Source organism: Actinacidiphila epipremni, from assembly GCF_012034175.1.
Taxonomy (GTDB): domain Bacteria; phylum Actinomycetota; class Actinomycetes; order Streptomycetales; family Streptomycetaceae; genus Actinacidiphila; species Actinacidiphila epipremni.
Genome location: NZ_JAATEJ010000012.1, coordinates 1 through 24,676 on the forward strand (window position 1 = coordinate 1; position 24,676 = coordinate 24,676).

The window sequence follows — 24,676 nt, forward strand, 5'->3', positions numbered from 1 at the left end:
GGGCCACCGCCAGGGACCTGGCGGCGAGGGTGTGGCCGGCGGCGACGGCCTTCGCGTCCTCCACCGGGGCGGCGAACGCCTTGTTCCAGCTGGGGAGGTGGAATCCGCTGTGCTGCCGGGTGGGGTGGTGGACGGCCATGGTGTGCTCCCTGTTCGTTCGGTGGTGGTCGTTCGGTACGCCATTACTGTCCTGCGGGCGGGGGTTGCGGCACTGGAGGCGCAGGGCCCGAGTGCGGTGGGCCGAACGGCCCTGCCTCCGGGCCCGGTCGGTCCGCGCGGGGCCCAACGAACGTGGCCGGCGGTCCCGTTACGCGCCTGGCCCAACGGCTGCGGGCCGCAAGCCCGTTACGCCGCCGGGCCCAACGGCTAGAGCACGCAGGCCCGTTACGCCCCGGCCCCAACAGCCCCGCCCCGCAGTCCCGTTACGCACCTAGGGCCCGCCAGGCGTACCTGACGGGCCCCTCGGACGTACGCGTACAACGCCGGCTACGGCACCGGCACGATGACCACCGGGCAGCGCGAATGCCGCAGCAGCCCCGCCGTGACCGCCCCCAACTCCCGGCCGGGCAGCCCCCGTCGGCGGTGCGCCGCCAGCACCACCAGCCGGGACGTCCCGGACGCCTCGATGAGCGCCCGGCACTGCCCGGCCCGTACCGACCGGGCGTCGACCGCGAGCCCGGGGCCGCATCCGCACAACGCGGCCTCCTCGAAGGCGAAGAGCGCCGCCTCCGCGTCCCCGTCACCCGCCACCCCGAGCAGCACCCCGCCCCGAACTCCCGTAGCCGCCGCGCGCGTTGTGCCCCGTACGACGAGCAGCGGCCCGCGCGTACGGGCGGCCAGCCGACGGCTCACCGAATGCGTCAGCAACCGGCCGAGGCCGGCCGCGCCCCGCGAGCCGACCACGACCAGCTCCGCCGCCCCGCTGCGTTCCGCCAGGACCTCCACCGGGTCGCCGACGACCGCCGACTGCCGTACCGCCAGGCCCGGACGGCGCTCCGCGAGCCGCGCCGCAGCCGCCCGCAGCACCGGACCGGCCTCGTCCGGATCCGCCACGCAGTGCACGACCTCCAGCACGGCGCCCCGGCGCTCCGCCTCGCACGCCGCCGCGTCCAACGCCCGGAAGGCCGCCACCGATCCGTCCATCCCCACCACCACCGCACGCGCCCACATGTCCGCCGCCTCCGTCGTCCCGGTCCGAGCACTGCCGCCCCGATCCTCCGCACCGCCCGCCGCCGTACGGGAGGGGCCGCCCCGCACCCGCCCGCAGGCCGACCCGCCCTCGCGGCAGGGCCGTTCGGCACGCCGGACCGGCCCCGGTCGGCCCTCCCCGCCCCCGCCGGCGCCCGGCGACCATCGAGGCAGGCCGCCCGACACGACAAGCGGCCGGCCGACACGACAGGCAAGCCGCCGAAGCGACAGGCAAGCCGCCGAAGCGACAGGCAAGCCGGCCGACGCGACAGGCCGGCCGACGCGATCAAGCAAGCCGACGACGCGACAAGGGAGTTCCCGACATGACGGCGATCACCGACCTCACCCCGCAGGCGGCCACCGCCGACCCCTGGGCCGGCTTCGCGAGCGGCGGGCACTGGCGCGAGCACATCGCGGTACGCGACTTCATCCAGGCCAACTACACGCCCTACGAGGGCGGTTCCGGCTTCCTCGCCGGCCCGACCGAACGCACCCTCGCCGTATGGTCACGCATCACCGACCTGCTCCCCGAGGAGCGCCGCCGCGGCATCCTCGACGTCGACCCCGCGACCCCCTCCACGATCACGTCGCACGCCCCCGGCTACATCGACCGCGACCGCGAGCTGATCGTCGGCCTGCAGACCGACGCGCCGCTGAAGCGCGCGATCATGCCGGCCGGCGGCCTGCGCATGGTCGAAAAGGGCCTGCGCGCCTACGGATACGAGCCCGACCCGGCCGTCGGCAAGATCTTCGGCACGTACCGCAAGACGCACAACGCCGCCGTCTTCGACGCCTACACCCCCGAGATGCGCCGCGCCCGCAAGGCGGGCATCATCACCGGCCTGCCCGACGCGTACGGCCGCGGGCGCATCATCGGCGACTACCGCCGCGTCGCCCTCTACGGCACCGCCCGCCTGGTCGACGCCAAGCGCGCCGAACGCGCCCGCCTCGACGCGCTGCCCTCCACCGCCGACATGATCCGCGACCGCGAGGAACTGGCCGAGCAGATCCGCGCGCTGGGTGAACTCGCCAGGATGGCCGCCGACTACGGCTGCGACGTCACCCGCCCGGCCGCCACCGCCCACGAGGCCGTCCAGTGGCTCTACCTCGGCTACCTCGCCGCGGTGAAGGAGCAGAACGGCGCCGCGATGTCCCTCGGTCGCACCTCCACCTTCCTCGACGTCTACCTCCAGCGCGACCTCGACGCCGGCCTCCTCGACGAGACCCGCGCCCAGGAGCTGATCGACGACCTGGTGATCAAGCTGCGGATCGTGCGCTTCCTGCGCACCCCGGAGTACGACGCGCTGTTCTCCGGCGACCCCACCTGGGTCACCGAGTCCATCGGCGGCATGGGCACCGACGGCCGCACCCTGGTCACCCGCACCTCCTTCCGCTTCCTGCAGACCCTCTACAACCTCGGCCCGGCGCCCGAACCCAACCTCACGGTGCTGTGGTCGCCGCAACTCCCCGACGGCTTCAAGAAGTTCTGCGCCCAGGTCTCCGTCGACACCAGCGCCATCCAGTACGAGTCCGACGACCTGATGCGCCCGCGCACCGGTGACGACACCGCGATCGCCTGCTGCGTCTCCGCGATGGCGGTCGGCCGCCAGATGCAGTTCTTCGGCGCCCGCGTCAACCTCGCCAAGGCCCTGCTCTACGCGGTCAACGGCGGGCGCGACGAAATGAGCGGCGAGCAAGTCGCCCCGCCCGCACCGCCGTTGACCGGCGAGTACCTCGACTACGACGAACTCGCCGCCGCGTACGACCGCACCCTGGACTGGCTGGCCGCCACATACGTCAACGCCCTCAACGTCATCCACTACATGCACGACAAGTACGCCTACGAGCGGCTGGAGATGGCGCTGCACGACCACCCGGTGCACCGCTTCATGGCGTGCGGCATCGCGGGACTGTCCGTCGCCGCGGACAGCCTCTCGGCCGTCAAGTACGGGCGGGTGAAGGTCATCAGGGACGCGACCGGGCTCGCCGTCGGCTACCGGGCGGACGGCGACTGGCCGGCCTACGGCAACAACGACGACCGGGCCGACGCCCTGGCGACCGGCCTGGTCGAGTCGTTCATGGCGAAGATCGCCCGGCACCCCGCCTACCGCGACGCCGAGCACACCCAGTCGGTGCTCACCATCACCTCCAACGTCGTCTACGGCCTGCACACCGGCGCCACCCCCGACGGACGGCCCGCCGGAGCCCCCTTCGCGCCGGGCGCGAACCCGATGAACGGCCGCGACCGGCACGGCATGATCGCCTCCGCGATGTCCGTCGCCAAGATCCCTTACGCCCAGGCCCGCGACGGCATCTCGCTCACCTCGACCATCACCCCCGAAGGGCTCGGCCACGACCCTGCCGAGCGGGCCGCGAACCTGGCGGGCATCCTCGACGCCTACACCGCGACCGGCGGATTCCACCTCAACGTCAACGTCCTGGACCGGACGACCCTTGAGGACGCGATGGCCCACCCGGAGCGGTACCCGGAGCTCACGATCCGGGTGTCCGGCTACGCGGTGAACTTCGTCCGCCTGACGCGCGAGCAGCAACTCGACGTGATCAGCCGCACGTTCCACGGTGCGCGATGAGCACGGACGCCCGCCGGGCGGGCGAGCACGCGGTGAGCCGCCCGGCGGACGACGCCCCGGCGGGGAGGGCACCCGCCGGCGCGACGCCGTCAGGCGCGTCCGGCCGTGTCCACTCCTGGGACCTGTCCACCGGCGTCGACGGACCCGGCACCCGCTTTGTCCTCTTCCTCAGCGGCTGCCCCCTGCGCTGCCTGTACTGCGCCAACCCCGACACCTGGCACATGCGGGACGGCCGGCACATGACCGTCGACGACGTCATGGCGGAGATCGGCCGCTACACCGCCTTCATCACCGCCGCGGGCGGCGGCGTCACCCTGACCGGCGGCGAACCCCTCCTCCAACCCGACTTCGCCGCAAGGATCTTGCGCCGCTGCCGCGAACTGGGCCTGCACACCGCCCTGGACACCTCCGGCTTCCTCGGCGCCCGCGCCACCGACGAGCTCCTCGCCGACACCAGCCTCGTCCTGCTCGACGTCAAGTCCTTCGACGTCCGCGCCTACCGCGCCCTGACCGGCGGCTCGTTGGCCCCCACCCTGAGCTTCGCCACCCGCCTCGACCGGCTCGGCGTACCGGTCCGCATCCGCTATGTGCTCGTGCCCGGCTGGACCGACGACGAGACCGCCGTGGACGGCCTCGCCTCCTTCGCGGCCGGCCTGGGCAACGTCGAGCAGATCGACGTCCTGCCCTTCCACAAGCTCGGCGCGGCCAAGTACGACGCCCTGGGCCTCCCCTTCCCGCTGCGCGACACCCCGACCCCGTCCCCCGACCTCGTCGACCGGGTCCGCGCCCAGTTCCGCGAACACGGCCTGCGCGCCCTGTGAGCCGCCGGGGCGTACGGGACACCGGGTGACGTGCGCAAGGCCGCGAAGCCCCAGGTAACCCGCGGGCCGACAGCCCGCCCAACTGCCCCCGTGCGCAACGCCGTACGGGCCTCGCGACGCGACTGACACGGGCCGTAGCCGTCGTTATGCTGCCCGCGTGGGGATGGGGATGGGCGCGGAACGCGTCGTGGGCGGCCGTTACCGGCTGCTGGAAACGGTCGGGCGGGGCGGAATGGGCCGCGTCTGGCGGGGGTACGACGAGACGCTGCACCGCGAGGTCGCCCTCAAGGAAGTCCTGCTCCCGGTCGAGCTCACCGGCGAGGAGCGCGCCGCGATGGTCGCCCGGGCGCTGCGCGAGGCCCGCGCGGCGGCCAGGCTGCGCCACCCCGGCATCGTCACCGTGCACGACGTGGTGCGCGAGGCACCCGACGGCACGCCCGACGCGTCGGCCGAGCCGTGGATCGTGATGGAGTACGTGCCCGGCGAGTCGCTGGCCCGTACCGTACGCGAACCGGCGCGGCGCCTGCCCTGGCCCCAAGTCGCCGCCCTCGGCGCCCAGATCGCCGCCGCACTGGCCCACGCGCACGCCGCCGGCATCGTCCACCGCGACCTCAAGCCGGACAACGTCCTGCTCGCCGACCGCGGACCGGTCATCACCGACTTCGGCATCGCCCGCGTCCTGGACGCCACGACCCGCCTCACCCACACCGGCACGATCGTCGGCACCCCGCAGTACATGGCGCCCGAGCAACTGGAGGGCCGCACGGTCGAGTCGGCGGCCGACCTGTGGGCGCTCGGCGCGACCCTCTACGCCGCCGTCGAGGGCCGCGCCCCGTTCGACGCCCCGACCCTCACCGCGCTGTACGTCGCGATCCTGACCCAGCCCCCGGCCCCGCCCGAGCACGCGGGCCCGCTCGCGGAGGTGCTCACCGCGCTGCTGGCGAAGGACGCGGCGGAGCGCCCGAGCGCGGAGGACGTGGCGGCCCGCCTCCGCGAACTGGCCGCGCAGCCAGCCCCCTTGGCGCAGGGCGCGGCTGCGGTCGCCGAGGCGTCGCCCGTGACTCCGGAGAGGCAGGGGCCCGAGCCGCTGACGCATCCCGCGACGGTCCTGGACCGCACCGACCGCCCAGCGCCCACCCGGACGGCCCCGCGACCGAGGGGCGCCACGGAAGAGGGAACCCCAACTCCTACACCCCCCGTCACCACGTCACGCGGACCGAGCCGCAGAACACTCCTCTGGGCAGGCGCGGCGGTCGTGGCGGCGGCGGGCGGCGGCACGGCGGCGGCGCTGGCACTGCGCGACCAAGGCCACGGCACCAGTCGGGAGTTGCTGAGCACCCTGCGCGGCTTCGACGACACCGCGGTGAACAGCGTCGCCTACAGCCCGGACGGTACGAGCCTCGCCGTGACGAGCCTGGACGGCTCGGTCTCGCTCTACGACACCGACCCGAACCGCTGGCGCGCCACGTTGACGTCGAGCGAGACGTCCGGCAGCCCGCGCACGGCGTCGTTCAGCCCGGACGGCAAGCGGTTGGCCGTCGCGTTCATGAACACCCACGCCCAGGACGCCGGCTTCGTCGCCATCTGGGACGTCGCGACGCAAGCCCTGGCCGTCAGGCTCGAAGGTCTGTCGTACGCGGCCGACCCCGTCACCTGGACCCCCGACGGCAAGGAACTCCTCGCCGGCAGCGGCGCGTTGAGCACCCTCTGGTGGAGCACCCAGCCCCTGAGCGCCACCTCCAAGGCCAACAGCCTCGTCCTCCCGTCCGACAGCAAGGCCACCACCCGCAGCGTCGCCGCCCGCCCCCGCACCACCTCCGAGATCGCCATCGGCCTGGACGACGGCGCGATCTACCTCTGCAACCTCCAGTCCAACACCCCGAACACCCCCTACGCCCAGCTCACGTCCGACGACCCGGTCACCGCCCTGGCCTTCTCCCCGGACGGCCGGCAACTCGTCTCCGGCGGCGTCGGCACCCGGTTCTGGAACCCGACGGCAGCGGCACGCAAGCCCACCGAGGTCATGGCCCAACTCAGCGGCACCGCCCTGGCCTTCAGCCCCGACGGCACCGTCCTCGCCATAGCCGACGCCCACGACGTCCACCTCCTCGACGCCAAGACCCACTCCACCCGCACCGTCCTACGAGGCCACACCGACACGGTGACCACCCTCGCCTTCAGCCCCACCCACCCCACCCTCACCACAGGCGCCACCGACGCCACCCTCCGCCAATGGGACGTCTCCGCCCTCCTCACCCCCACCACCTGACCCCACCACCCACCCACCGCCGCTGAATCCGCCGCCCGAGCCGTAGGCCCTCCCGCCCCTACGACCGGAGACCCCCGCCTCCGCACCGCCGAAGACAACGACCACGCCGAACCCACCGAATCCGCCCGCCCCGCACCCACCCTGCTCGCCTGACACCCTCTGCATCACCCCTTCCTCGTCCTCGATGAGGCCGGCTCGTCGCCGTCCACGTCATCGCCGACCTGACCAGCCGCCAGGCCGCTCCCGAACGCATCGCGAAGATCGTGAGGTCACAGTGGTGATCGAAAACCGGCTCTACTTCGTGCGGGACACCGCCCCCTGAACCGTCCCGGTCTCCAGGTGTCCACGATCACGGGGAAGCCTCACGCATGGTGCCCGATACGGTTCCTGGCGGGGTGCCTGAGAGCCCGAGCGGGCCGAGGGTGTCCATCTCTTGCCGGATCGCTTCCAGGCGGTCGGCCAGCTCCGCCCCCTCGCGGGTCTGCCGAAGCCGGCCGATCTCGGCGCGCGCCCCCTCGGCGTCCAGCAGATGGGACCAGATGACCCCGCGCCCTTGTTCGAGGAGGCACAGGGCGGTCTCCGGAGCGCGGGCCCGCAGCGCGGCGGCTGCGGCGTCTTGGGCGAGGCTGTCGTTCTCGGCGAGCAGGCGCTCCTGGTCGGCTCGTACGATGCCAGGCCAGGCCAGCGTCGGCAGCGCGCCGACGGCTGCCCGGAAGCCCTCCACCGCGTCGTCCCAGTCCTCCAGGGCCGCCGCGACCTCACCCCATCTGCGGGCGCTGTCCACCAGCAGCCGGGCCGCGGTTCCTTCGGTACCGGCCGCCTCCCGCAGGGCGGCCACCGCCTGGCGCAGGTCCCGGGAGCGGTCGTGCTCACTCCCGGCCTGCCCGGCGCGCGCCGCGAGCGCGGTGCCCAGCGTGCGCAGCGCCTCGGCCCGGCCCGGGTCCGCGGCGGACCGGCCGGTCAGCGACTCCTCGGCGGCACGAACCGTGTCGTCGAGGTCCGCGCGCTCGCCGCTCGCCTCGAAGCGGGCCCAGTGGCTTCCGGCGAGGACGCTCAGCACGAGAGGGCGCCGCCGGCTGCCGCGCGGCTCCGCGTCGGCCGCCGCCTCCCCTTCACGCACGGCAGCGTCCAGGTCGTCGACGCTGCCGGTGAGGATGCCGCGGGTGCGCAGGGCAAGGCCGAGGTTCGAACGCCGACCGGGTTCCTCGGGGCTCTGCGGCAGCATCAGTTCCAGGGCACGCGACTGCACAAGGACGGAGCGGTCCAGCACGGCGGGGTCGCCCGTGCGCTCGTGCAGCTCCCACAGCAGGATGCCCGACTCGGCCAGGACCAGGGGTTTCGCCGCGTGGTCGTCCGGCAGGGCCAAAGCTGCCGCCTTCAGCGCTTCGAGCGCGTCCTGCAGGTCCTGGGTGGAGCCGCGCAACCGGAAACGCGCGCCGAGGGCCGTGCCCAGGTTGGACAGCATCGCGTAACGGTCGGCGCGGCCCCCCTCGGCGCGGGCGAGCGCGTCGCGGGTCCAGCGGACGGCCGCCTCCAGGTCACCCTCGTCCCCCGTGTGGTCGAAGCGCTCGCGGTAGGCGGTGGCAAGCCCCGCGGACGCGCGGGAGCGCTCCGGGCTGCCCGGCGGCAGGGCGGCGGCGGCCGACAGCAGGAGCTCCATGGCCGCGTCGAGGTCCCGCTCCGCCTGCGGGCCGGGCTCGGCACGCGCCGCCCGCAGGCGCAGGGCTTGGCCGAGGTTGAAGCGCAAGCCGGGAAGGCGGGGGTGGCCGGGCGCGATCACCGCGAGCGCCTCCCGTCCGAGAGTGACGGCCTCGTCGAGGTCGGCGAGGCGTCCGAAACGCTCGCTGCGGATCCGCAGGGTCACGGCCAGGTTGTTGAGGGCAGAGAAGCGGTCGCTGCCGACGCCCCCCGAGGGGGCCGCCGCCCGCCGGCCCATCGCCACGGCCTCCTCCAGGACGTCCGCCTCGCCCCAGCGGACGAAGCACATCCGCAGGACGACCCCCAGTGCGTCGGTGGCCCCCGTACGCAGGTCGCCGGGCAGGTGGAGCGAGACCGCCTGCCGCAGGGCCGCCTCGGCGCCCCGCAGGTCACCGTCCGCGCCCGAGGACTCGTGGCGGCGCATCAGCGCGGTGCCCAACTGGTCGACAGCCATGGGCCGAAGCGCCGTGGGGAGGTCACCTCGCGCGCACAGCGTTTCCAACAGGTCTATCGCCTCGTCCAGATCGTCCCTGCGCCCCGACAACTCGTAGCGCCGGACCAGGAAGTGACTGAGCGTCAGGGACGTACGTCCGTCGTCGGTGTGCGCGGTGGCGCGGCGGAGCCGACGTAACAGACCGACGGCGGCGTCCAGGTCGGCCTGCGAGTTCGTCTCCAGCGCCCGCCGCATGGCCGACTGTGCCCGCTCCGCCAACACGGCATTCCACATGCACTCCACCCCCGTCGTCGTCCACGTCGTGACGGCCCACAGCACACCGCCCTCGCCGAGATGACGCTCTCTCCCGTCACAGCGCCAGAAAGCCCTCCGCCCCACCACCGTACGGAAAGTCCGGTCGCCGGGTACGCGTACCGCGCATACTGGGAACATACGGGAGCCAGGGGGATCCCGGAGGGGGTGCGGCATGACGTCGGCGCGCGACCACGCCTCGCAGTCGGCGGGGCGGCGCATGGAACTGGCCCGGGAATGGGATCGGACCCTGACGCGCGTACGCGACCTGCCGGGCTTCCACGACTTCCTGCGGCCACCCGAGATCGGCCGGCTGACGGGCGCGGCGGCGGACGGCCCGGTCGTGGTCCTGACCGCGAGCCGCTGGCGCTGCGACGCGCTGGTGGTCCATCCGGAGGGTGTCGAGGTCGTCGAGTATCCCCAACTGACCCAGGAAGCAGTCGGCGAACAGGCCAACAGCTATCTCGAAGCGCTGCAGCGGGTCGAACAGGCCCGGCAGGAAGCGGACTTGGCACTGCGCGCCTACACCGCGGACCCGTCTTCCTCCTCCGCGCGAGGGCGACGCGCGGCGGTGCGGACTTTGCGGGAGACCCACCAGGAGCAGGAGCGGACGCTGCGCGCGGTGCTGGCCTGGCTGTGGGACACGATCACCGAACCGGTCCTCTCCTCGCTCGGCGGTCTCCCCTCGCCCCCCTCGCCGTCCTCGCCGTCCTCCCCGCCGGGCGCGCGGCCCGCGGGTGGCCTGCCCCCGGCGCGCCTGTGGTGGTGCCCCACGGGGCCGCTGACGGTTCTGCCGCTGCACGCAGCCGGATATCACGACGCATCGCCGTCCTGCGGCATGGACAGTGTGCTGGACCGGGTGGTCTCTTCGTACACGCCGACCGTGCGCGCCCTTGAGACCGCCCGCGCGCGGACTTCTGCCGGGCCGCGGAGGCAGGAGCAACAGCAGGAGCAGGAGCAGGAGATGCTGGTGGTCAGCATGCCCGACGGCCCCGGCCAAGCCCCCCTGCGCAGCGCCGTGGAGGACCGGGTTCTGCTCACGCGGCTGTTCGCCGGGTCACGGCACACAGTGCTGGAGGGGCCCGCCGCCACCCGGGACAGGGTGCGCCGCGCGCTGCGGGACAGCCCGAACGTGCACTTCAGCTGCCACGGCACCCAGGACCTCACCGATCCGTCCGCCGGAGGGGTCCTGCTGGCCGACGGGCTGCTGAGCGTGGCGGAGATCAGCGCGGGCCGGCACACCGGGACGTTCGCCTTCCTGTCCGCCTGCAAGTCGGCCACCGGCGGCGTCGGTCTGCCCGACGAGGTCGTCACCTTGGCCGCCGCCCTGCACCACACCGGCTTCCGCCACGTCGTCGCAACCCTCTGGTCGGTCCGCGACGACGCAGCCGCCGCGTTCGCGGCAGACGTCTACGGGTACCTGTGCCAAGGGGGTGTCTTCCGGCCCGAGCATGCTGCGCGCGCCGTGCACCAGGCCGTCCTGAACCTCAGGGCGGCAGGCGCCGGCCTGAGCTTCTGGACGCCTTTCACCCATACCGGGCCGTGAGCGGTCCGCACCAGGAGGAGGCGATCGACCCGTGCCGACGCGGCGCCGGAACGACTGTCTGCCGTACCAGGAGATCAGCGAGCCCGGGTACGCGGAGACCGCCGCCCGCACCTTCACCCGGACCTGGCACGACGGAGGTGGCTCCCTCACGCTGAGCGGGCCGTGTCCGCGCTGCTCGTGCGAGATGGAGGTGGAGCTCGTGGCCGAGGTGTTCAAGTCGCCCGGCGGCCTGGCGGGCATGACGGAACCGATCCTCTGCGAAGGCAAGGAGCGCCCCCACCCCGGCAGTCCCGAGGGTGAGACGGGGTGCGGCGCCACCTGGCTGTACCGGGTACCGGACAACCGCAGATGACCCAGCCGCAGCCCCTTCCCCCGGCCACGTCGGCGGACCGCAGGCGGGCACGGGAGCGCAGGGAAATGCTCCGCGCCGAGTTGCCGCGAGTGCGGGCCGCGGCGATCGCCTGGCGCACCGGCCTGGCCGCGCTGCTGGCCGGCCTGCTCGGCTTCGGCCTCATCCAGGGCCGCACCGACATCGGCGAACTGGCCCGCCCGTGGGCCGTCACCGTCGGGCTGCTCCTGGCCGTCGCCCTGCTGGCCGGTCTGAGCGGGGCGCTGTGCCTCATGCGCGCCTCGCACGGCACCTACCGCACCACCCGGACAGCCGGCCTGCCCACCCGGGCTGCGGCCGATCACCAGGAGGCCCTCACCTCGGCCCGGTACCTGCGGTGGGGGGTGAGGTGCACTCTGCTGTGCGTGTTGTTCCTGGCCGGCGCTGTCGCCACGAACTGGTACGGCCCCGCGAAGGAAACCGCACGGGTGGTGGTCGTCACACCGCAGGAGACCCTGTGCGGGACGGTCCTGCGTCTGGGAGACGGCCAGGCGCGCCTGCTCACCGAAGACGGCGAGGTGACCCTGGCGCTGCCGGCGGGGAGCGTGATCCGGGTCGCCGATACGTGTCCATGACGATTCGTGGGAGCGGAACGGACATCAGCGGCGCCGCCGGACCGATGGGCGAGCCGGCATCCCGCCGACCGCGGTCGGCGCCCTGCCGTCCGCACGCCACTCACGCCATGCCCCCCTGGTCAGGTCCCCGCCGCCACGGCAGCGGCCACGGCCGACCAGGCCACCGCCGCCGTCGCACCCTGCACTGGCAAGCCGTCCCCGCGCGCGGGCGGGGACGGCTTGAAGACGCCGTTCAAGGCAGCCCCGGGGCGGGGAACTGTGGACAGTGGGCAAGGTGCGGGAGTTAATCGACAAAGAGAGATGGCGGCCCGTGCACGGCCGCCCGAAGGGGAGGCGTCTGATGAGCGGCCTCAGCAAGGGCATCGAACGGGCCGAGGCGCGCCTGAAGTGGGACCCGAGCCCGCTGGGGGCGCCGCCGAGCGATCTGGACCTGATCGCGGCGACGTACCGGGTCGGGGCGGAGCACGGTGACCCGGCGTACCTGGTCGCCTTCGGCAGCCGGTTCTCGCCCGACGGCACGATCTGGCTCAACCGCGACAGCACCAACGGCAAGGGCCTGGGCTTCGACGAGGTGATGACCCTCGACCTGGGCCGGCTCAGTTCCGAGTACGGCAGGGTCGTGGTGGGCGTGGCGATCCAACAGGGCTTCGGCCGACTGGAGTTCCAGGGCGTGGCGAACCCGGCCTACCAACTCGTAGCCGGCTACACCGTGCTGGCCGAGGGCGACTTCACCTCGGTCGCCCCCGCCACGGGCGCGACGATCGCGGAGTTCACCCGCGCCGCGTCGGGCGCATGGCAATTCCACAGCCTGCTGGTCGGCTACGACGCCGACCCCGACACCCTCAGCCGCACGATGGGCCGCCTGCCGGACTGAGCTTGTTTTTTCACGATCTTGTCGGCAAGCCGAGTTGAGGGTCGGTTGGCCTGCGAGGGCTGGTGCGACAGTGGTGCGGCCTTGGTGTGATCATGTGCGTGGGACCGGCTGCACCCCAGACTGACCCAGCGGCCCGCCTGGCTGGAGCACGACAGCCCGCTGCCCGTCATCGACGGGATGGCCATCCGCCTGACGGTCGAGCACCTGCCCTCCGGTGGGGTGAACAAGCCGGTCTGGCTGTGGCGGTCGAGGACCGGTGCCACCCCGGCCGACGTCGACCGGTGCTGGCAGGCGTTCCTGCGACGGTTCGACATCGAGCACACCTTCCGCATGCTCAAGCTGACCCTCGGCTGGACCCGGCCGCGCCTGCGCGACTCGGCCGCCGCCGACCGCTGGACCTGGCTGATCATCGCCGCCCACACCAACTCCGCCTCGCCCGCCCCCTCGCCACCGACCTGCGCCGGCCGTGGGAGAAGCCGGCACCGCCGGACAAGCTCACCCCGGCCCGCGTCCGGCGAGGGTTCCGGAACCTCCGCACGACGACCGGCTCACCCGCCGGTGCACCGAAACCCACCACACCCGGCCCCGGCCGCCCACCCGGCTCGAAGAACCGGAGACCCGCCACCCGCCACGACGTGGGACGAGTTCTCACCGGCAACGAGCCGTACCAGCGACCGGCCCGCCACAAGGTGGGCACCAAACCTCGACGAACCGGTTGAAAAAACAAGTTGAGTACGTGCTCGACTACGCGAAGCCCGTGACTGGCGACGACGGTACGGCGTACTGATCCTCAGCCTGCACCTCGACCGAGCCTCTCGAAACCCACCACTGTACGAACGACCTTGACGCCCTGAGCCGCGCCCGCTCGGCTTGCCCGGGTACGACCTGCGGCAGGCGGGGGCCTCGCAGCGGCTCAACTCCGGCGTCGCGGCGCCGGAAATCGCTGCCCGCGCCGGGCACTCGAAGGACGTGCTGCTCAAGATCTACGCCAAGTGCATCGACGGCCAAGAGGCGGAGATGAACGACCGGATCATGCAGGGCTTGCGGGAAGCGGAACACGGCAGATACGGGGTCTCGGAACTATCCGGGACCCCGTTCAAAATGTCGCCGTCTGTGCTTGTCAGTACCAGCGGACGTGGCCGGCCGCGCCCTGGCCCGTGCGAGCGGCGTGGCGGAGCACGCGCAGAGGGCCGTCAAGGAGTCCGTCGGCGTCGTGGTCGGGGGCGTCACCCAGGCCGGTCATCCAGGCGTGGATGCGCTCGACGGCTTGCCGACGCCGGGCTCCGTCCAGGGCCAGGGCCTCCTCGGCTGCGGGGAGTGCGGCGCGGACCTCGTCGGACTTGAGCAGAAAGTCGCCCAACCAGCCGGGTAGTCGGATCACTGCGTCAGGGCCGAGTGCGTAGGCAAGCGCGGAGAACGGGCTGGCCTTCCGTGCTGTGGCTATGAACAGCCCCTCGCCCTCCGTCGGAAAATGGTCCATAAGCGCGTCGCGCAGCGCTTCCACCTGGTCTGAGTCGTCACGGCAAGTGTCGAGGAAGTCGCTCAGGCGGAAGGCGTCATCGCCTGCTTGCCACTCGCCGGCCACGGCCGTCGAAGGGCGGAACAGCGACCCCTGGGCCTCGTCACGCCACCAAGCCAGTTCCCTTGACGCGTTGGCGTGTGCTGGCGTCGGCGATGGCGTCTGCGCGGCAGCGCAGAGCGCGTCATGTATCTGCTCATCGGCCACAGCGCCCATGACCCACATGCCCATCATGCTCAAATTGACCCCCGGGGCCTTGTCCAATTCCTCTGATCATGCACGACTAAGCGGTTTCGCCTCGCCAGGTGCCCGGCGGCTGTCGTAGGTCCGGACGACGCTAGTTGCGGCGCAGTTGCAAATGCCGTGAAGATCAACACGCTATTCCAATGTGATCACTGGCGAACGGCTGCCGCGAGCCGCGTTCGGCTGCGCACAGACGAAGACCCCGCACCCAGCAACACGGCTGGTGGCGGGGTCTGTCGGCACCTTCTGCAAGGTGCCCCGGCAGGATTCGAACCTGCGCACACGGCTCCGGAGGCTACGGCGCCTGCCGCTGGGCTCAGGGCGCTGAGCTTGGCACTCGGCCGTTGGGACGGCCGGGAACGGCTTGATCATTACGCCCCTATGACGTGAAGGCGGTCCCGGGGGAGTAGCGCGGCCCGTAGGGTCGATGGCATGGCGAGCGGCGGTACGGGTGAGTCGGGGTTCACGGTCGAGGCCGCGGGGCGGGCGCTGGAAGCGGCGTGCGGTGACGTGGGACTCGACGCGGCTGGGGCTCGGCTGGTGCGGCTCGGGTCCAACGCCGTGTACGCGCTCGCGGACGGCCGGGTGATCGTCCGTATCACCGCGGACGCGGAGGAGCTGGCGGAGGTGGCGCGGACCGTGGCCGTGGCCCGGTGGCTGGCGGAGGTGCACCTCCCGGCCAACCGCCTGGTGTCCGGCATCGCCCAGCCGCGAGTCGTCCAGGGCCACGCGGTGACGTTCTGGGAGAGCGTCCAGGACGACGAGGAGTACGCGACGCTGCCGGAGCTGGCGGACCTGCTCAAGCAGCTCCACTGGCTGGACGAGCCGGAAGCGCTGGCGCTGCCGTACTTCGATCCCGCGCCGAAGGTGCGCGCCGGCCTCGCGGGCTTGGGCGCTGGCGTCCGACCGGAGGACGCGGCCTTCCTGTGCGAGCGTGCGGACCGGCTGGAGAAGGAGTACGGCCGGCTGGACTTCGTCCTACCCTTCGGCCTGATCCACGGTGACGCCAACATCGGCAACGTGCTCCGCAACCGTGCGGGCCGGGCCGTGCTCATCGATCTGGACGACTTCGCGCTCGCCCCGCGCGAGTGGGACCTGATCCAGACGGCCCTCTTCTACGACCGCTTCGGCTGGCACACCCGCGCCGAGTACGCGTCCTTCGTCGACCACTACGGCTTTGACGTCATGAACTGGCCCGGCTACGAGGTGCTGGCCGACCTGCGCGAGCTGATGATGACGCTCTGGCTCGGCGGCAAGGCGGCGGCGGAGCCCAAGGCGGCCGAGGAGTTCGCCCGCCGTGTCGAGTCCATCCGTACAGGCGGCGACCGGCACCTTTGGCAACCCTTCTGACTACGCGCTTCTACGCGTCAGGTCCGCTGCCAGCTGCCGCCCACAACCGGTGCTCGGCGGCTTGCTCGTGCAGGTCGCGCACGTGGCCGTTTGCCCCGAACGGCGTCAGGGCGGTGCGGAACTCCGCGAGGTAGCTGACGGCCCGCGCCGACCGCAGCTGCCCGCCAAGGTCGAGGGCGTCCAGGGCGACGCGGCACGACTCCTCAATGTCCCCGGCCCGCAGGTGCGCGTCGGCGAGAACCATCGTGGCGAAGAAGTCACTGCGGACGTGGCTGCCGCTCATGGCGTTCCCCGCGTGCTCCACGGACCGCTGAGCGCTGTTGATGTCGCGGAAGCAGTGGGCGGCCTCGGCGGACAGCTCGGCGTCGTCGAAGTAGGTGATCCACTCGGGCTCGTCGGCGTGGTTGCGCCGGTCGAGGAAGCGCTCGGCCTCGGTGAGCGCGTGCTGCGTCGCGCGATGGTCGGGCGTGCGGGCCAGGGCGCGGGCCTCCATCGCCCAGAACTGCGCCATGAGAGTCGGCGTCGCCACGCCGGAGATGCCCATACGCGCGGCCCGCCGCGAGCGTCGCAGCGTCGTGGAACCGGCCGACGAAGGTGGCCTGGTGGCTCATCGCGGAGAGCACGCTTCCCGCAAGGCGCCGGTCGCCGGCGTCCTGGGCGAGTCGGAGTGCGGGGAGGTAGTAGCGCTGGGCGAGCCCATGATGTCCGGCGTCGTACGACATCCAGCCGGCGAGCAACATCGCTTCGGCGACGGTCGAGAAGAGGGCCTGGCCGACCGACTCCGTGTAGGTGCCGTGCAGGAGGGGCGCCACGTCGTGGCTGAGGTACTGGATGACGGCCCGGCGGGCGTGGCCTCCGCCGAACCGGTCGTCCAGGGTGGCGAAGGTGTCCGGCGTGGCCTTCACCATGGCGACGTCGGCCATCCCGACGCGCATCCCACCCTGGCTGCGGGACGCGGGCGCCTTCCTCTCCGGGGTGACCAGCCAACGTAAGGAGGCGTCGGCCCACGCCCGGTCCGACAGGGGCGACTGTGCCAGCGCCGGTACGTCCGCAAGGTCGGCGTGCCAGAGCTCCACCATGGTCGTGAGTGCGCCCTCGGAGCTGTCCGGGTACCGCGCCTCCGCCACCGCGGGGCCGGTCGTCACCTCATCGGCGGTCAGCCCAAGATCCGCGGCGGAGATGCCCAACGCATCGACCAACAGCCCACCGTAGAAGTCATCCGGCCGGCTGTGCCCGTTCTCCTAGCTGGCGATCCGGCGCTTCACGCTGGCGTCGGAGGCCAATGTCTTCCCGCGCTTCGCGGCGGCGCGCCGCAGCTCGCTCACAAGCCGAAGCTGTCCCCAGCCGCGCGAATGACGGGCGTCCCGGATCACGTCGGCGACTCGCCCGTTCGGCTCCTCCACCGCGTCCTCCTCGCCTGTCTCACGCGGGTGACTGGCCCATCACTGTACGCGCGTGCACCGTCACTGCTCCGCCCGTTTATGGCGCTCGGCCTCTCGCGGGGGATGACGGACGGCGACGCGGGTACCTTCCGCGTCACCCCCACGTCACCCCTGGACGTCACCCGTCGTCATCTGCCCGGCTCAGCCCTACCGCCCGACGCTGGATTCAGCGGCGGATGGACCGTCGCGGGGTGGCATGGGGTGATGGCGCGTGCAGATGGTGACGCGGCGGAGCATCGACTGGCTCAGCGAGGCTTCCGGCGATCCGCAACAGTTCCGGATGATCTGGTCGGACGACCCGCGCCAGCCTCAAGTGGTGTCGGCCGGCTCGCTGTTCGACGTCGTGGTGACGCAGCAGGCACTCGGCATCGAGACCTTGGACCAGCTCCGGCGACGGGGAATGCCCGCGGGAGCGGCGTTGATCGACCGTGCTGCGGGCCGGACCGGCTTCTTGGTGCCCCCTGGCACTCGCGGTCTCTTCGAGCGGACCGTGACGCGTGAGACGGTGACGCCCCCGGCGTACCGCTACCTGAGCGACGGCTCGTACGTCGTCCTGCCGGGGCCCGTGCCCCTGCCCGGCGACCGCTTCGAGTGGCTGAGCCCGTTGCTGCGGCCTCAGCACTGCTCGCCGCTCCAGACGATTGCCCTCGGCGTGATGCTCGCGGCTTCCGCCCGCCTGATCGCGCGGGCCGAGCGCTACGGGGAGGAGATGGCCGATGCGTGAGGACGACCCGACCGTGAGCCGCGATGACGTGACCGCCCCGGCGATCGACAGCCCGCAATGGCAGTCGGCCCGGCACGCGGTTGCCCACTTGCGCGAGACCCTGCAACTGACCAGCCTCGAACGGGACGTCCCCTACCTGCGCGCCGACCTGAACGCCTTCGGCCAGGGCTACGTGGAGCTTGGCCGTGTAGCCCCGAACACGGCGGAACGCTTGGCTGAACTCCTCCGCCGCGGCCTCGCTTTCGTCCGCCCCGACCCTGCCGAAGAAGGAGACCCAACATGACCGACCCCCGCGGCGCCTGCGCCCAACCAGCTGGCATGCTCGCCCCCGACATTCCCTACGTCCGCGGCTGGGCGGAGGGCAGGCGAGCCGCTGAGACACTGGCCGAACAACTCGTCCTCGCCGACCTGGCGGACGGCTTCGCGTCCCTCCACGCTGACGTCAACATCCTCGGCGACGGAGTAGTGAGCCTGGGCAAGATCCTCCCGGAAACCGCCCTCCGCCTCTCGGCTCTCCTGGCGGTCGGGCTGCTCGCCGAGAAGATGGATGAATGGTCCACGGAGGATGCCGCGGCGGCGCCCAGCCCCTGACTGCCTCAAGCACGTAGCGTTTCGGCCTCCCGGCCGGGACCGGCGCCCCAGCGCCGCAGCCCGGACGGGAGGCCATGTCGTGTGCTGCTGACGCACGTCTTGGCTCAACGGCGCAAGGCAGCCCTACTCATCGTTCGAACTGCGCTGAACGGCGCCGAACAAGAGAAGAGGATGAGACCGAGTTATTCACAGGTTCGACCTCAAGGCGAAGGTCGGCGGCTCAGTCGAGGAGTTCGGACCGCTCTCGCACCTGTTCATCCAGCCTCCCGTTCTCTAGGTCACTGAGGGCAGCCGCATACCCGGCGGCGGCTGCCTCCTGTACGAGATCATGTAGATCGACAGGGATGGAGTCGAAGACCTCGGAGCAGATGTTCGCGGCGGCGTTGTAGGCGGGTTGGCAGTGCCGATCGTGGATGTCGGCCCCCAAGGCGCTGACGAGATCGCGAACCTCATTCTTCTGGGCATCACTCATGGCAGCTTCGATACCCTCCATCCGCGGACGGGAACCCGTCTGAGGGGTGGTGGTGACTTCGGCTCACCTTCGGCCTTCTCAAACATCGCACCTGAGCGCGGGAATCACGGGGCTTCGAGGCCTGGAAGCCGGCGTTGACCTGCGCGTACAGTGGAGCCGTGGCCCCCCTGGCGGGCCTCTCTGATGACCGCGTCTGACCGGGGTTCACCGCCCGATCGGGCACGCACCGGGCACGCGTCTGCACAGCGGACGGGCTCAACCTGTTGCAGCCAGGTGAAATCTACTGTCGAGTCTTGTGCGCGAGTGCCTAGACGCCTCGCCCTGCGGACGTTGCGAAGCGCTTGGGTTCACGTATCGTGTCCGAAAGATAGGCATGAGGCGATGAGAATTATAAGCCTTCACCGCGTAGAGACTTATAACACGCACGCCGCACATCGCTGAGTTTCCAGGGCTGATTGAGAGCACCGTCCCAATCGATGCCCCGTCCCTCAATATATTCAATATGATTCGACTCATCCTGAAGGGAAAGGTGGCTCCCCAAGGTCTCCAGCCCGATTATTCCGGCGTTCAATCCATCCGTAATCAACTTTCGCGCAGTCTCGATTTCACCTGCTTGTTCAAGTAGGGAAATCCTAGCACGCATTTCTTTGACTTCACGACGGCGCTCATCTTCAGAACTATCTTCGACTAGACTTCGGAGACGTCTTACGGAATCTTGCATCTCTCTTGTGTGCAAGTCCATTGCTTCAGAGAGAGACTTAATCCTCGGAAGTGCAAGGTCTATCTCTTCGAGCACTTGTAATTCTGCGTGCTCGCGAGTTATTCTGAGCCGATTCGCCACCAAGGTGCTCACTTTGTGCAAAGTCGTGTGAAATTCCTCTTGGGCCTCAGTTATAAACTTGAAGATCTCAGGATACTTACTGCTTATCACTTTCGCGTGGAGGTCGTCGATTCTGGTATCAGTATCGGCAAGTTCATACGCTTCCTTGAGGCGGAGCAATGGCCTTAGGTTGCCTCGATTGAATTCTGATATGCATACCTCCTCGGCTGCTTCGACTTGCCCGCTTCTGTGGAGGTAGAAAGCAAGAAACTCGCCGTATCGAGGATCGCTGCTTCCGCATTGGATCCTCATTGTTTGCGCTGCTCCGGCAGGATCACCCGCGAAGCTCAGGATGGCGGCAAGTGCGAGAGAAGACTCAAAATCCCCCAAATCGCACGCTCTCAGATATAGTTGTGCAGCCCAGAACTGACGCCCCCTGTGTTCCAGGGCTGAGGCGATCGATTTAAGCTGATCGACTTGATCAACATGCGCGATGACTACGTCGAGAAATTTCGGGTGCAGCGGAAGAAAGCGGCGCGATTCCCCGCCGGTTTGTTCGAGATAATCTGCTACGCGGTATGTTGCCTCATTATTCTTGGCTGATATTCTCCGTGCTCGCACTCGGCTTATTGGCCCTGGTGTACCCACGCATTTGGCCAGCGCGTAATCTAAGCCATCTTCGAACCAATCGCTTGGGAGTGAATCGAATATATCGGTTTCCATCGTGGCGCCAGCCATATCAGCAAGTAATGGCCCAGGTATTTTTTGCGTGTACCCCATCCGCCGCAAGTCGATGGCAGATTCTAGTATGGATCTGGCAACGAAAGGGGCATTCTGGTACCGCTCCATTATCGCTGGGGCGCCTGCCAAGAATTGTGCAATTCGAGCGCTTGTGTCAGCGACGTTTGTGTACGCGGCCAGCAGGCGCGGGTCGGAATTGGCGGAGGACTTCAAGTCTTCGAGCGCCTCGCCGAAAAAGCTACTAGGTACTGGTATTCCAGCATTTCCGAGAAGTGATCGAGCCTGAGTGTGACTGTCACTGCCACTCTGTTGCGGAGGCCGGGTCAAGTTGTCCCAATTCTCTGTCCAAATAGTTCCAAGTATCAGGATTGGACCTAGCTCAGATCGTCTCATGAGTTCCCGTAGTCCCGCCGCGACCCTTTCCCCGAGATTGCTTGCCGGTGTTTGCAGATACAGCTGCGTCTCATTTAGCCACAAGACGGTTCGAGGAGGTATTCCGTCTTCAAGGGCCGCCATAAGCGCCTCGGCGTGTCCCGGGTAAATGGGGTGCCATAAGGTCCAAGAAGCCGAGATCTTTTGAACCGCTTCCCAGCAAGCGCGAGTCTTTCCCGTAGATGATTCACCCACGAGGATAGCGAGGGTATTTTGTCCCGCTTCCGCGCGTGCTATTCGGGCATCGAGCTCGTCGTCGTGGGGCCGACGCACATAGGTGGGGAGTGCGGGGAGCCCAAGAGCTTCCGCCCCGGAGTCAATCGACCGGTGGACTTCTAGGGAGAATGGATCCGTCCATTCGGAAATCCGCCGACTTGGACTGCTAAGTTTTCTGTCGACAAGGGTGGCCCTTTGAGCTACTCCCCATAGGTCATTCCAATACTTACGTGACGCCTTTTCGTTAGCCCAATGGCTATAGGTAGTCACCAATTTCCACAACTCGTCAGAATCAGCTGGAACTCTTGGTCGTGATTTGCTGAACCATCCACTAACCGTTTGCTTAGCGAGCCCCGACATCTGAGTGGCCGTATTCCGTGTCCAGGCCCGTCCTCGTACTTTTTGGGCGGCCTGTGCGCGCCTCTCTAAGGACCTGAGCTCTTCCTGCAAAATTTCCCCAGGTGCCCCACCAGACACTTGCGCCTCCTGCCGCGCGCCGAAGTGGTCCGACTCGGACCAGTCGGACACGTTGGTGAGCATCAGGGTAACCGCTCATCGCCCTGTGCAGTCCGACACCTCTTTGCGGTCATCCAGTGGGTTGGCACGGTCGGCGACGTAGCGCGATGCGTTCGCGCAGTGCTCAACCGTGTGACTTCTATACGGAGGTTCAATGTCCAACAAGCTCTGGCTGCAAGTGCTGAAAACCGTCCGACCTCTGGTTTCGCAAGCCTCGGACCAAGATCTTCGACGCTGGTTGTTGGTGATCTTGGTATTCGTAGGTGCGTGTAGCCATCCGGAATTGATCCCTCCGGTAACTACCGCGGCATTGGTGGTGCCGGGGCGCCGCAACCGGTAGAGGAGGTCGGTGGAGCGGGTTTGGCCGGTGGCCTGCCTGGGCCGGGGTCGGGCATGGGCAGGGGGCCGTACGCTGGTTGGCAACTCGGGCAGGTCTTTGGGCCTGACCGCAATGTGTCCGAGTGGCCCCCTGCCCATGCCCGACGCGGGTCCCGGACCGGGGAGGTGGGTAAAGCCGTGGAGCCGACCGGGGCTAGCCACGGCTGGCCCCGTTTGGGCCTGGCCGTGTGGCTTGCTGCTGGCGCGCGACCGGCGGAGCCGGGGGCGGAGCGGGGCGGAGACAGGAGCGGCGTCCCCGGCGGTGAGCCGGGCAGCGCGCGGCGAGCGGTAGCGAGCCGCCTTGATGGAGTAGAGAAAGTTTGGACCGGAGGCCGGGTTAGAGGGGGTAGGAGAGTTCCAAGTCGTTGCCGGGGAGGTGGAACTCTTCTAGGGCTAGGGGCTTGTCCTCCGGGGTGTGGGTGACGCGGAGGATGGTCAGGAGGGGGACGCCTTCGGGGAGGCGGAGGGCCTGGGCCTGGTCGGGGAGGGGCATCCGGGGGCGCAGGTACTCGGTGAAGTGGAGTTCGTGGCCGAGGTCGCTCAGGGCGGTGTAGAGCTGGGGCGCCGGCGGGGGTGCTTCCGTCTCGTACTTGGTGTCGACCAGTACGGAGAACGGCACGTACGTGCGGTGGAGTTGGCGTAGGCCGGGTGCTGCGGTCTCCAACGCGTCGTAGGTGTAGAGCGGTTCGCCGGGCGGGATGCGGAGGAGGTCCGCCAAGGCGAGGGGCGCGTCTGTGCGGGTGGCCAGTGGCTCCTCGTGGGCGGTCCAGGTGATGCCGTCCGCTTCGGCGTAGGTGCCCTGCGGGGTGCGGCGGACGCCGCGGGGGCGGGTGAGGCTCGGGCGGCTGTGCGGGGAACGGGCGAACGTCCCCCGGCCCATGATGACCTCGACCAGTCCCGATGCGCGCAGCTCCGCGAGGCCTTGGCGGACGGCCGGGCGCGTCACGCCGAACTGCTTCGCCAGCGCTTCCTCGGAGGGGAGCGGTTGGCCAGCGGGATACGTCCCGTCCAAGATGCCGCGCCGCAGGTAGTCCGCGATCTGGCGGTACTTGGGCTGCGTGTTCTCCTGGGGCATCCGTCGCTCCGTGTGGTCGTGGTTCGCGACCCGTGGTCGCTGTTCTCGTTCGCGAACGTGAACAAGCCTCCCTCATCCCCGATATGGGATGCGGACTGTGCCGTCCGGCGTCGGCCTGGGAGAGGGCGTCGATGATGCCGTGTTCGCGGGCCGCACGGATGTCGTGGATTGCTCCGGGCAGGGCTGGCGAGGCCCACAGCAGTCGGCCGAACGGATCGGTGAGGACCCGGACGTTCACGCCGTGCTCCTTGTGCTTGCCGGAGTAGAAGGGTCGGTCCGTGAGTTGGGTGCAGTCGTTGACGTTGCCTGCGGTGAGGGTGAATGCCGGCGGCGGGCCGCGGCTGTCGACGACCAGGTGGATCTTGGTGCTCAGCCCGTCCCGGGACCGGCCGAGGGTTCGGCCCACCGGACCGACGCTCTCTTTTTGCACGGGGCCCCGGCCGCGTGCTGATGGGCACGCACGATCGTGGAGTCCACGCGCCACCGACCAGTCCACCTCGCCGACCGCGTCCAAGTGTTGCTGCACCCGGACCAGCAGACGGTCCCACGTGCCGTCGGCCGACCAGCGGCGGAACCGCTCGTAGGCGGTCTTCCACGGCCCGTACCGCTCGGGCAGATCCCGCCACGCGGCCCCCGTGGACAGCTTCCACAAGATCGCGTCGATGATTTCCCGCCGGTCCCGCACCGGACGCCCCAACCGGGACACCGGCAGCAACGGCTCGATCCGCTCCCACGCCTGATCAGTCAACTCATGCCGACGCACCACACACCAACAACGAACCCAACCACTTTGCGGATACACCTAGGTGTCGCCGCGCGTGGGGGTTTCGAGTTCGTCCGCCCAGGACTCGATGGTGGATCGGAGCCGTTCGACGGCCTCGGCGTCGAGGCCGTAGGCCGTGTAATCCTCGTCGTCCCAGCGTCTTGAAGCGCGGAGGGCCTGGGCGAACATGGCGCGGTCGAAGCCAGGGTCCCGCTCTTCGGCAAGGCGGAGGAGTGCTTCGGGCGTGTAGCGACCGCTGGTCAGCGTGGCATGGACATCGACGTAGTCGCGTGCCTCTGCTCGGGAGTAGAGGGCGGAGACCTTGTTCGCCACTGCGTCGTCAGGGTGCAGGACCGGGCCGACGCCCATCATGACGGGGGGTTCGGCCCGCCAGTCGTAGCCCATCTCGACTTTGGTCTGCCGACCGGCCTCATCGGTGACCAGAAGGCGGGCGAAGACGCTCCCCGCCCGCATCACCTCGACGCTCAGGCCGTCGGCCGTGTAGGCATCGCGGACGGCGTCCACCGCGGCATCGAATCTGCGGGGGTCGCCCTGGTCGGTGAACAGGTCGACGTCGTCCGACACACGGTTGAGGATGCCGTGGGCTTGGACGGCGTATCCGCCGGCGAGTACGAAACCGTCCTCTGCCGCCGCGGCGAGCGCGAGCTGGGTGAGACGGGCGTGCAGGTGGTCCATGCG

The 24,676-nt window shown here is 70.0% G+C and carries 20 protein-coding genes and 3 pseudogenes; 13 read left to right on the plus strand and 10 right to left on the minus strand.

Going from position 1 to position 24,676, the window contains the following annotated elements; translation table 11 throughout:
- Positions 1-486: 486 nt before the first annotated feature.
- Complete coding sequence (locus tag HCN08_RS16445) at positions 487-1,170, minus strand: universal stress protein (protein ID WP_206318863.1); 684 nt, start codon at positions 1,168-1,170, stop codon at positions 487-489.
- Positions 1,171-1,511: 341 nt separating this feature from the next.
- On the opposite strand from HCN08_RS16445, the gene pflB reads away from it, so the two are divergent.
- From pflB to HCN08_RS16460, 3 genes are all read left to right on the plus strand, one after another.
- Positions 1,512-3,779: a formate C-acetyltransferase gene (gene pflB / locus HCN08_RS16450; RefSeq protein ID WP_167983847.1), complete on the plus strand. Its 2,268-nt coding sequence runs from the start codon at positions 1,512-1,514 to the stop codon at positions 3,777-3,779.
- On the plus strand, positions 3,776-4,600 hold the full coding sequence (pflA, locus tag HCN08_RS16455; RefSeq protein ID WP_167983848.1) for a pyruvate formate-lyase-activating protein: 825 nt from the start codon (positions 3,776-3,778) through the stop codon (positions 4,598-4,600). The genes pflB and pflA overlap by 4 nt, the downstream gene beginning before the upstream one ends.
- A gap of 163 nt (positions 4,601-4,763) precedes the next feature.
- Positions 4,764-6,869, plus strand: coding sequence for a WD40 repeat domain-containing serine/threonine protein kinase (locus HCN08_RS16460; RefSeq protein ID WP_265738219.1), 2,106 nt, complete (start codon positions 4,764-4,766; stop codon positions 6,867-6,869).
- Between the two features lie 349 nt (positions 6,870-7,218).
- Here HCN08_RS16460 and HCN08_RS16465 read toward each other — a convergent pair whose 3' ends face one another.
- The gene (locus HCN08_RS16465) at positions 7,219-9,279 is read right to left on the minus strand and encodes a tetratricopeptide repeat protein (RefSeq protein WP_167983850.1); all 2,061 of its coding nucleotides are present in this window, start codon (positions 9,277-9,279) and stop codon (positions 7,219-7,221) included.
- A 208-nt stretch (positions 9,280-9,487) separates the two neighbouring features.
- Between HCN08_RS16465 and HCN08_RS16470 the strand changes: the two genes are divergently transcribed.
- From HCN08_RS16470 to HCN08_RS35395, 6 genes and pseudogenes are all read left to right on the plus strand, one after another.
- A complete protein-coding gene (locus HCN08_RS16470; RefSeq protein ID WP_167983851.1) occupies positions 9,488-10,858 on the plus strand; it encodes a CHAT domain-containing protein in 1,371 nt (456 codons plus the stop codon).
- A gap of 31 nt (positions 10,859-10,889) precedes the next feature.
- The gene (locus tag HCN08_RS16475; RefSeq protein ID WP_167983852.1) at positions 10,890-11,210 is read left to right on the plus strand and encodes a hypothetical protein; all 321 of its coding nucleotides are present in this window, start codon (positions 10,890-10,892) and stop codon (positions 11,208-11,210) included.
- A gap of 65 nt (positions 11,211-11,275) precedes the next feature.
- Positions 11,276-11,821 (plus strand): hypothetical protein, encoded by a 546-nt coding sequence (locus HCN08_RS16480; RefSeq protein WP_167983853.1) that lies wholly within the window; start codon positions 11,276-11,278, stop codon positions 11,819-11,821.
- Between the two features lie 340 nt (positions 11,822-12,161).
- Entirely contained in the window at positions 12,162-12,695 is a 534-nt protein-coding gene (locus HCN08_RS16485) for a TerD family protein (protein WP_167983854.1), read from the plus strand.
- A gap of 96 nt (positions 12,696-12,791) precedes the next feature.
- Positions 12,792-13,414 (plus strand): annotated as a pseudogene (locus HCN08_RS16490) (NF041680 family putative transposase); the annotation flags it as partial.
- Between the two features lie 160 nt (positions 13,415-13,574).
- Positions 13,575-13,745, plus strand: a pseudogene (locus HCN08_RS35395) (tyrosine-type recombinase/integrase); the annotation flags it as partial.
- Positions 13,746-13,815: 70 nt separating this feature from the next.
- On the opposite strand, the gene HCN08_RS16495 reads toward HCN08_RS35395, so the two are convergent.
- Complete coding sequence (locus HCN08_RS16495) at positions 13,816-14,478, minus strand: hypothetical protein (protein ID WP_167983855.1); 663 nt, start codon at positions 14,476-14,478, stop codon at positions 13,816-13,818.
- 411 nt (positions 14,479-14,889) lie between these two features.
- Here HCN08_RS16495 and HCN08_RS16500 point away from each other — a divergent pair, with 411 nt between their 5' ends.
- Positions 14,890-15,807, plus strand: coding sequence for an aminoglycoside phosphotransferase family protein (locus HCN08_RS16500; RefSeq protein ID WP_167983856.1), 918 nt, complete (start codon positions 14,890-14,892; stop codon positions 15,805-15,807).
- 10 nt (positions 15,808-15,817) lie between these two features.
- Here the strand turns inward: HCN08_RS16500 and HCN08_RS36590 are convergent, their stop codons facing one another.
- Positions 15,818-16,336 (minus strand): hypothetical protein, encoded by a 519-nt coding sequence (locus tag HCN08_RS36590; protein ID WP_322974485.1) that lies wholly within the window; start codon positions 16,334-16,336, stop codon positions 15,818-15,820.
- Between the two features lie 712 nt (positions 16,337-17,048).
- The gene (locus HCN08_RS36595) at positions 17,049-17,210 is read right to left on the minus strand and encodes a hypothetical protein (protein WP_206318864.1); all 162 of its coding nucleotides are present in this window, start codon (positions 17,208-17,210) and stop codon (positions 17,049-17,051) included.
- Between the two features lie 256 nt (positions 17,211-17,466).
- Between HCN08_RS36595 and HCN08_RS16510 the strand changes: the two genes are divergently transcribed.
- The 3 genes from HCN08_RS16510 to HCN08_RS16520 are packed head-to-tail and all read left to right on the plus strand — an operon-like array spanning position 17,467 to position 18,564.
- A complete protein-coding gene (locus HCN08_RS16510; RefSeq protein WP_206318876.1) occupies positions 17,467-17,973 on the plus strand; it encodes a bifunctional DNA primase/polymerase in 507 nt (168 codons plus the stop codon).
- Positions 17,966-18,256: a hypothetical protein gene (locus HCN08_RS16515; RefSeq protein ID WP_167983858.1), complete on the plus strand. Its 291-nt coding sequence runs from the start codon at positions 17,966-17,968 to the stop codon at positions 18,254-18,256. The genes HCN08_RS16510 and HCN08_RS16515 overlap by 8 nt, the downstream gene beginning before the upstream one ends.
- Positions 18,253-18,564 (plus strand): hypothetical protein, encoded by a 312-nt coding sequence (locus HCN08_RS16520; protein WP_167983859.1) that lies wholly within the window; start codon positions 18,253-18,255, stop codon positions 18,562-18,564. The genes HCN08_RS16515 and HCN08_RS16520 overlap by 4 nt, the downstream gene beginning before the upstream one ends.
- A gap of 220 nt (positions 18,565-18,784) precedes the next feature.
- Here HCN08_RS16520 and HCN08_RS16525 read toward each other — a convergent pair whose 3' ends face one another.
- The 5 genes and pseudogenes from HCN08_RS16525 to HCN08_RS16550 all read right to left on the minus strand — a co-directional run bounded on the left by HCN08_RS16525 (position 18,785) and on the right by HCN08_RS16550 (position 24,673).
- Positions 18,785-19,036 (minus strand): hypothetical protein, encoded by a 252-nt coding sequence (locus tag HCN08_RS16525; RefSeq protein WP_167983860.1) that lies wholly within the window; start codon positions 19,034-19,036, stop codon positions 18,785-18,787.
- Between the two features lie 388 nt (positions 19,037-19,424).
- The gene (locus HCN08_RS16530; RefSeq protein WP_167983861.1) at positions 19,425-20,594 is read right to left on the minus strand and encodes a hypothetical protein; all 1,170 of its coding nucleotides are present in this window, start codon (positions 20,592-20,594) and stop codon (positions 19,425-19,427) included.
- A 1,882-nt stretch (positions 20,595-22,476) separates the two neighbouring features.
- Positions 22,477-23,214 (minus strand): GntR family transcriptional regulator, encoded by a 738-nt coding sequence (locus HCN08_RS16535; protein ID WP_167983862.1) that lies wholly within the window; start codon positions 23,212-23,214, stop codon positions 22,477-22,479.
- 75 nt (positions 23,215-23,289) lie between these two features.
- A pseudogene (locus tag HCN08_RS16545) lies at positions 23,290-24,016 on the minus strand (IS5 family transposase); the annotation flags it as partial.
- Positions 24,017-24,673: a nucleotidyl transferase AbiEii/AbiGii toxin family protein gene (locus tag HCN08_RS16550; RefSeq protein ID WP_167983863.1), complete on the minus strand. Its 657-nt coding sequence runs from the start codon at positions 24,671-24,673 to the stop codon at positions 24,017-24,019.
- Between the last annotated feature and the right edge of the window lie 3 nt (positions 24,674-24,676).

Excerpts from the sequence above, each read along its gene's own strand:
- HCN08_RS16525 (WP_167983860.1), bottom strand. The coding sequence starts at position 19,036 with ATGAGTGATGCCCAGAAGAATGAGGTTCGCGATCTCGTCAGCGCCTTG.
- HCN08_RS16550 (WP_167983863.1), bottom strand. The coding sequence starts at position 24,673 with ATGGACCACCTGCACGCCCGTCTCACCCAGCTCGCGCTCGCCGCGGCG.
- HCN08_RS16500 (WP_167983856.1), top strand. The coding sequence starts at position 14,890 with ATGGCGAGCGGCGGTACGGGTGAGTCGGGGTTCACGGTCGAGGCCGCG.
- HCN08_RS16470 (WP_167983851.1), top strand. The coding sequence starts at position 9,488 with ATGACGTCGGCGCGCGACCACGCCTCGCAGTCGGCGGGGCGGCGCATG.
- HCN08_RS16510 (WP_206318876.1), top strand. The coding sequence starts at position 17,467 with ATGGTGACGCGGCGGAGCATCGACTGGCTCAGCGAGGCTTCCGGCGAT.
- HCN08_RS16480 (WP_167983853.1), top strand. The coding sequence starts at position 11,276 with ATGCTCCGCGCCGAGTTGCCGCGAGTGCGGGCCGCGGCGATCGCCTGG.
- HCN08_RS16485 (WP_167983854.1), top strand. The coding sequence starts at position 12,162 with ATGAGCGGCCTCAGCAAGGGCATCGAACGGGCCGAGGCGCGCCTGAAG.
- HCN08_RS16530 (WP_167983861.1), bottom strand. The coding sequence starts at position 20,594 with ATGGCTGGCGCCACGATGGAAACCGATATATTCGATTCACTCCCAAGC.
- HCN08_RS16520 (WP_167983859.1), top strand. The coding sequence starts at position 18,253 with ATGACCGACCCCCGCGGCGCCTGCGCCCAACCAGCTGGCATGCTCGCC.
- HCN08_RS16515 (WP_167983858.1), top strand. The coding sequence starts at position 17,966 with ATGCGTGAGGACGACCCGACCGTGAGCCGCGATGACGTGACCGCCCCG.
- HCN08_RS16445 (WP_206318863.1), bottom strand. The coding sequence starts at position 1,170 with ATGTGGGCGCGTGCGGTGGTGGTGGGGATGGACGGATCGGTGGCGGCC.
- HCN08_RS16535 (WP_167983862.1), bottom strand. The coding sequence starts at position 23,214 with ATGCCCCAGGAGAACACGCAGCCCAAGTACCGCCAGATCGCGGACTAC.
- pflA (WP_167983848.1), top strand. The coding sequence starts at position 3,776 with ATGAGCACGGACGCCCGCCGGGCGGGCGAGCACGCGGTGAGCCGCCCG.
- HCN08_RS16460 (WP_265738219.1), top strand. The coding sequence starts at position 4,764 with ATGGGGATGGGCGCGGAACGCGTCGTGGGCGGCCGTTACCGGCTGCTG.
- pflB (WP_167983847.1), top strand. The coding sequence starts at position 1,512 with ATGACGGCGATCACCGACCTCACCCCGCAGGCGGCCACCGCCGACCCC.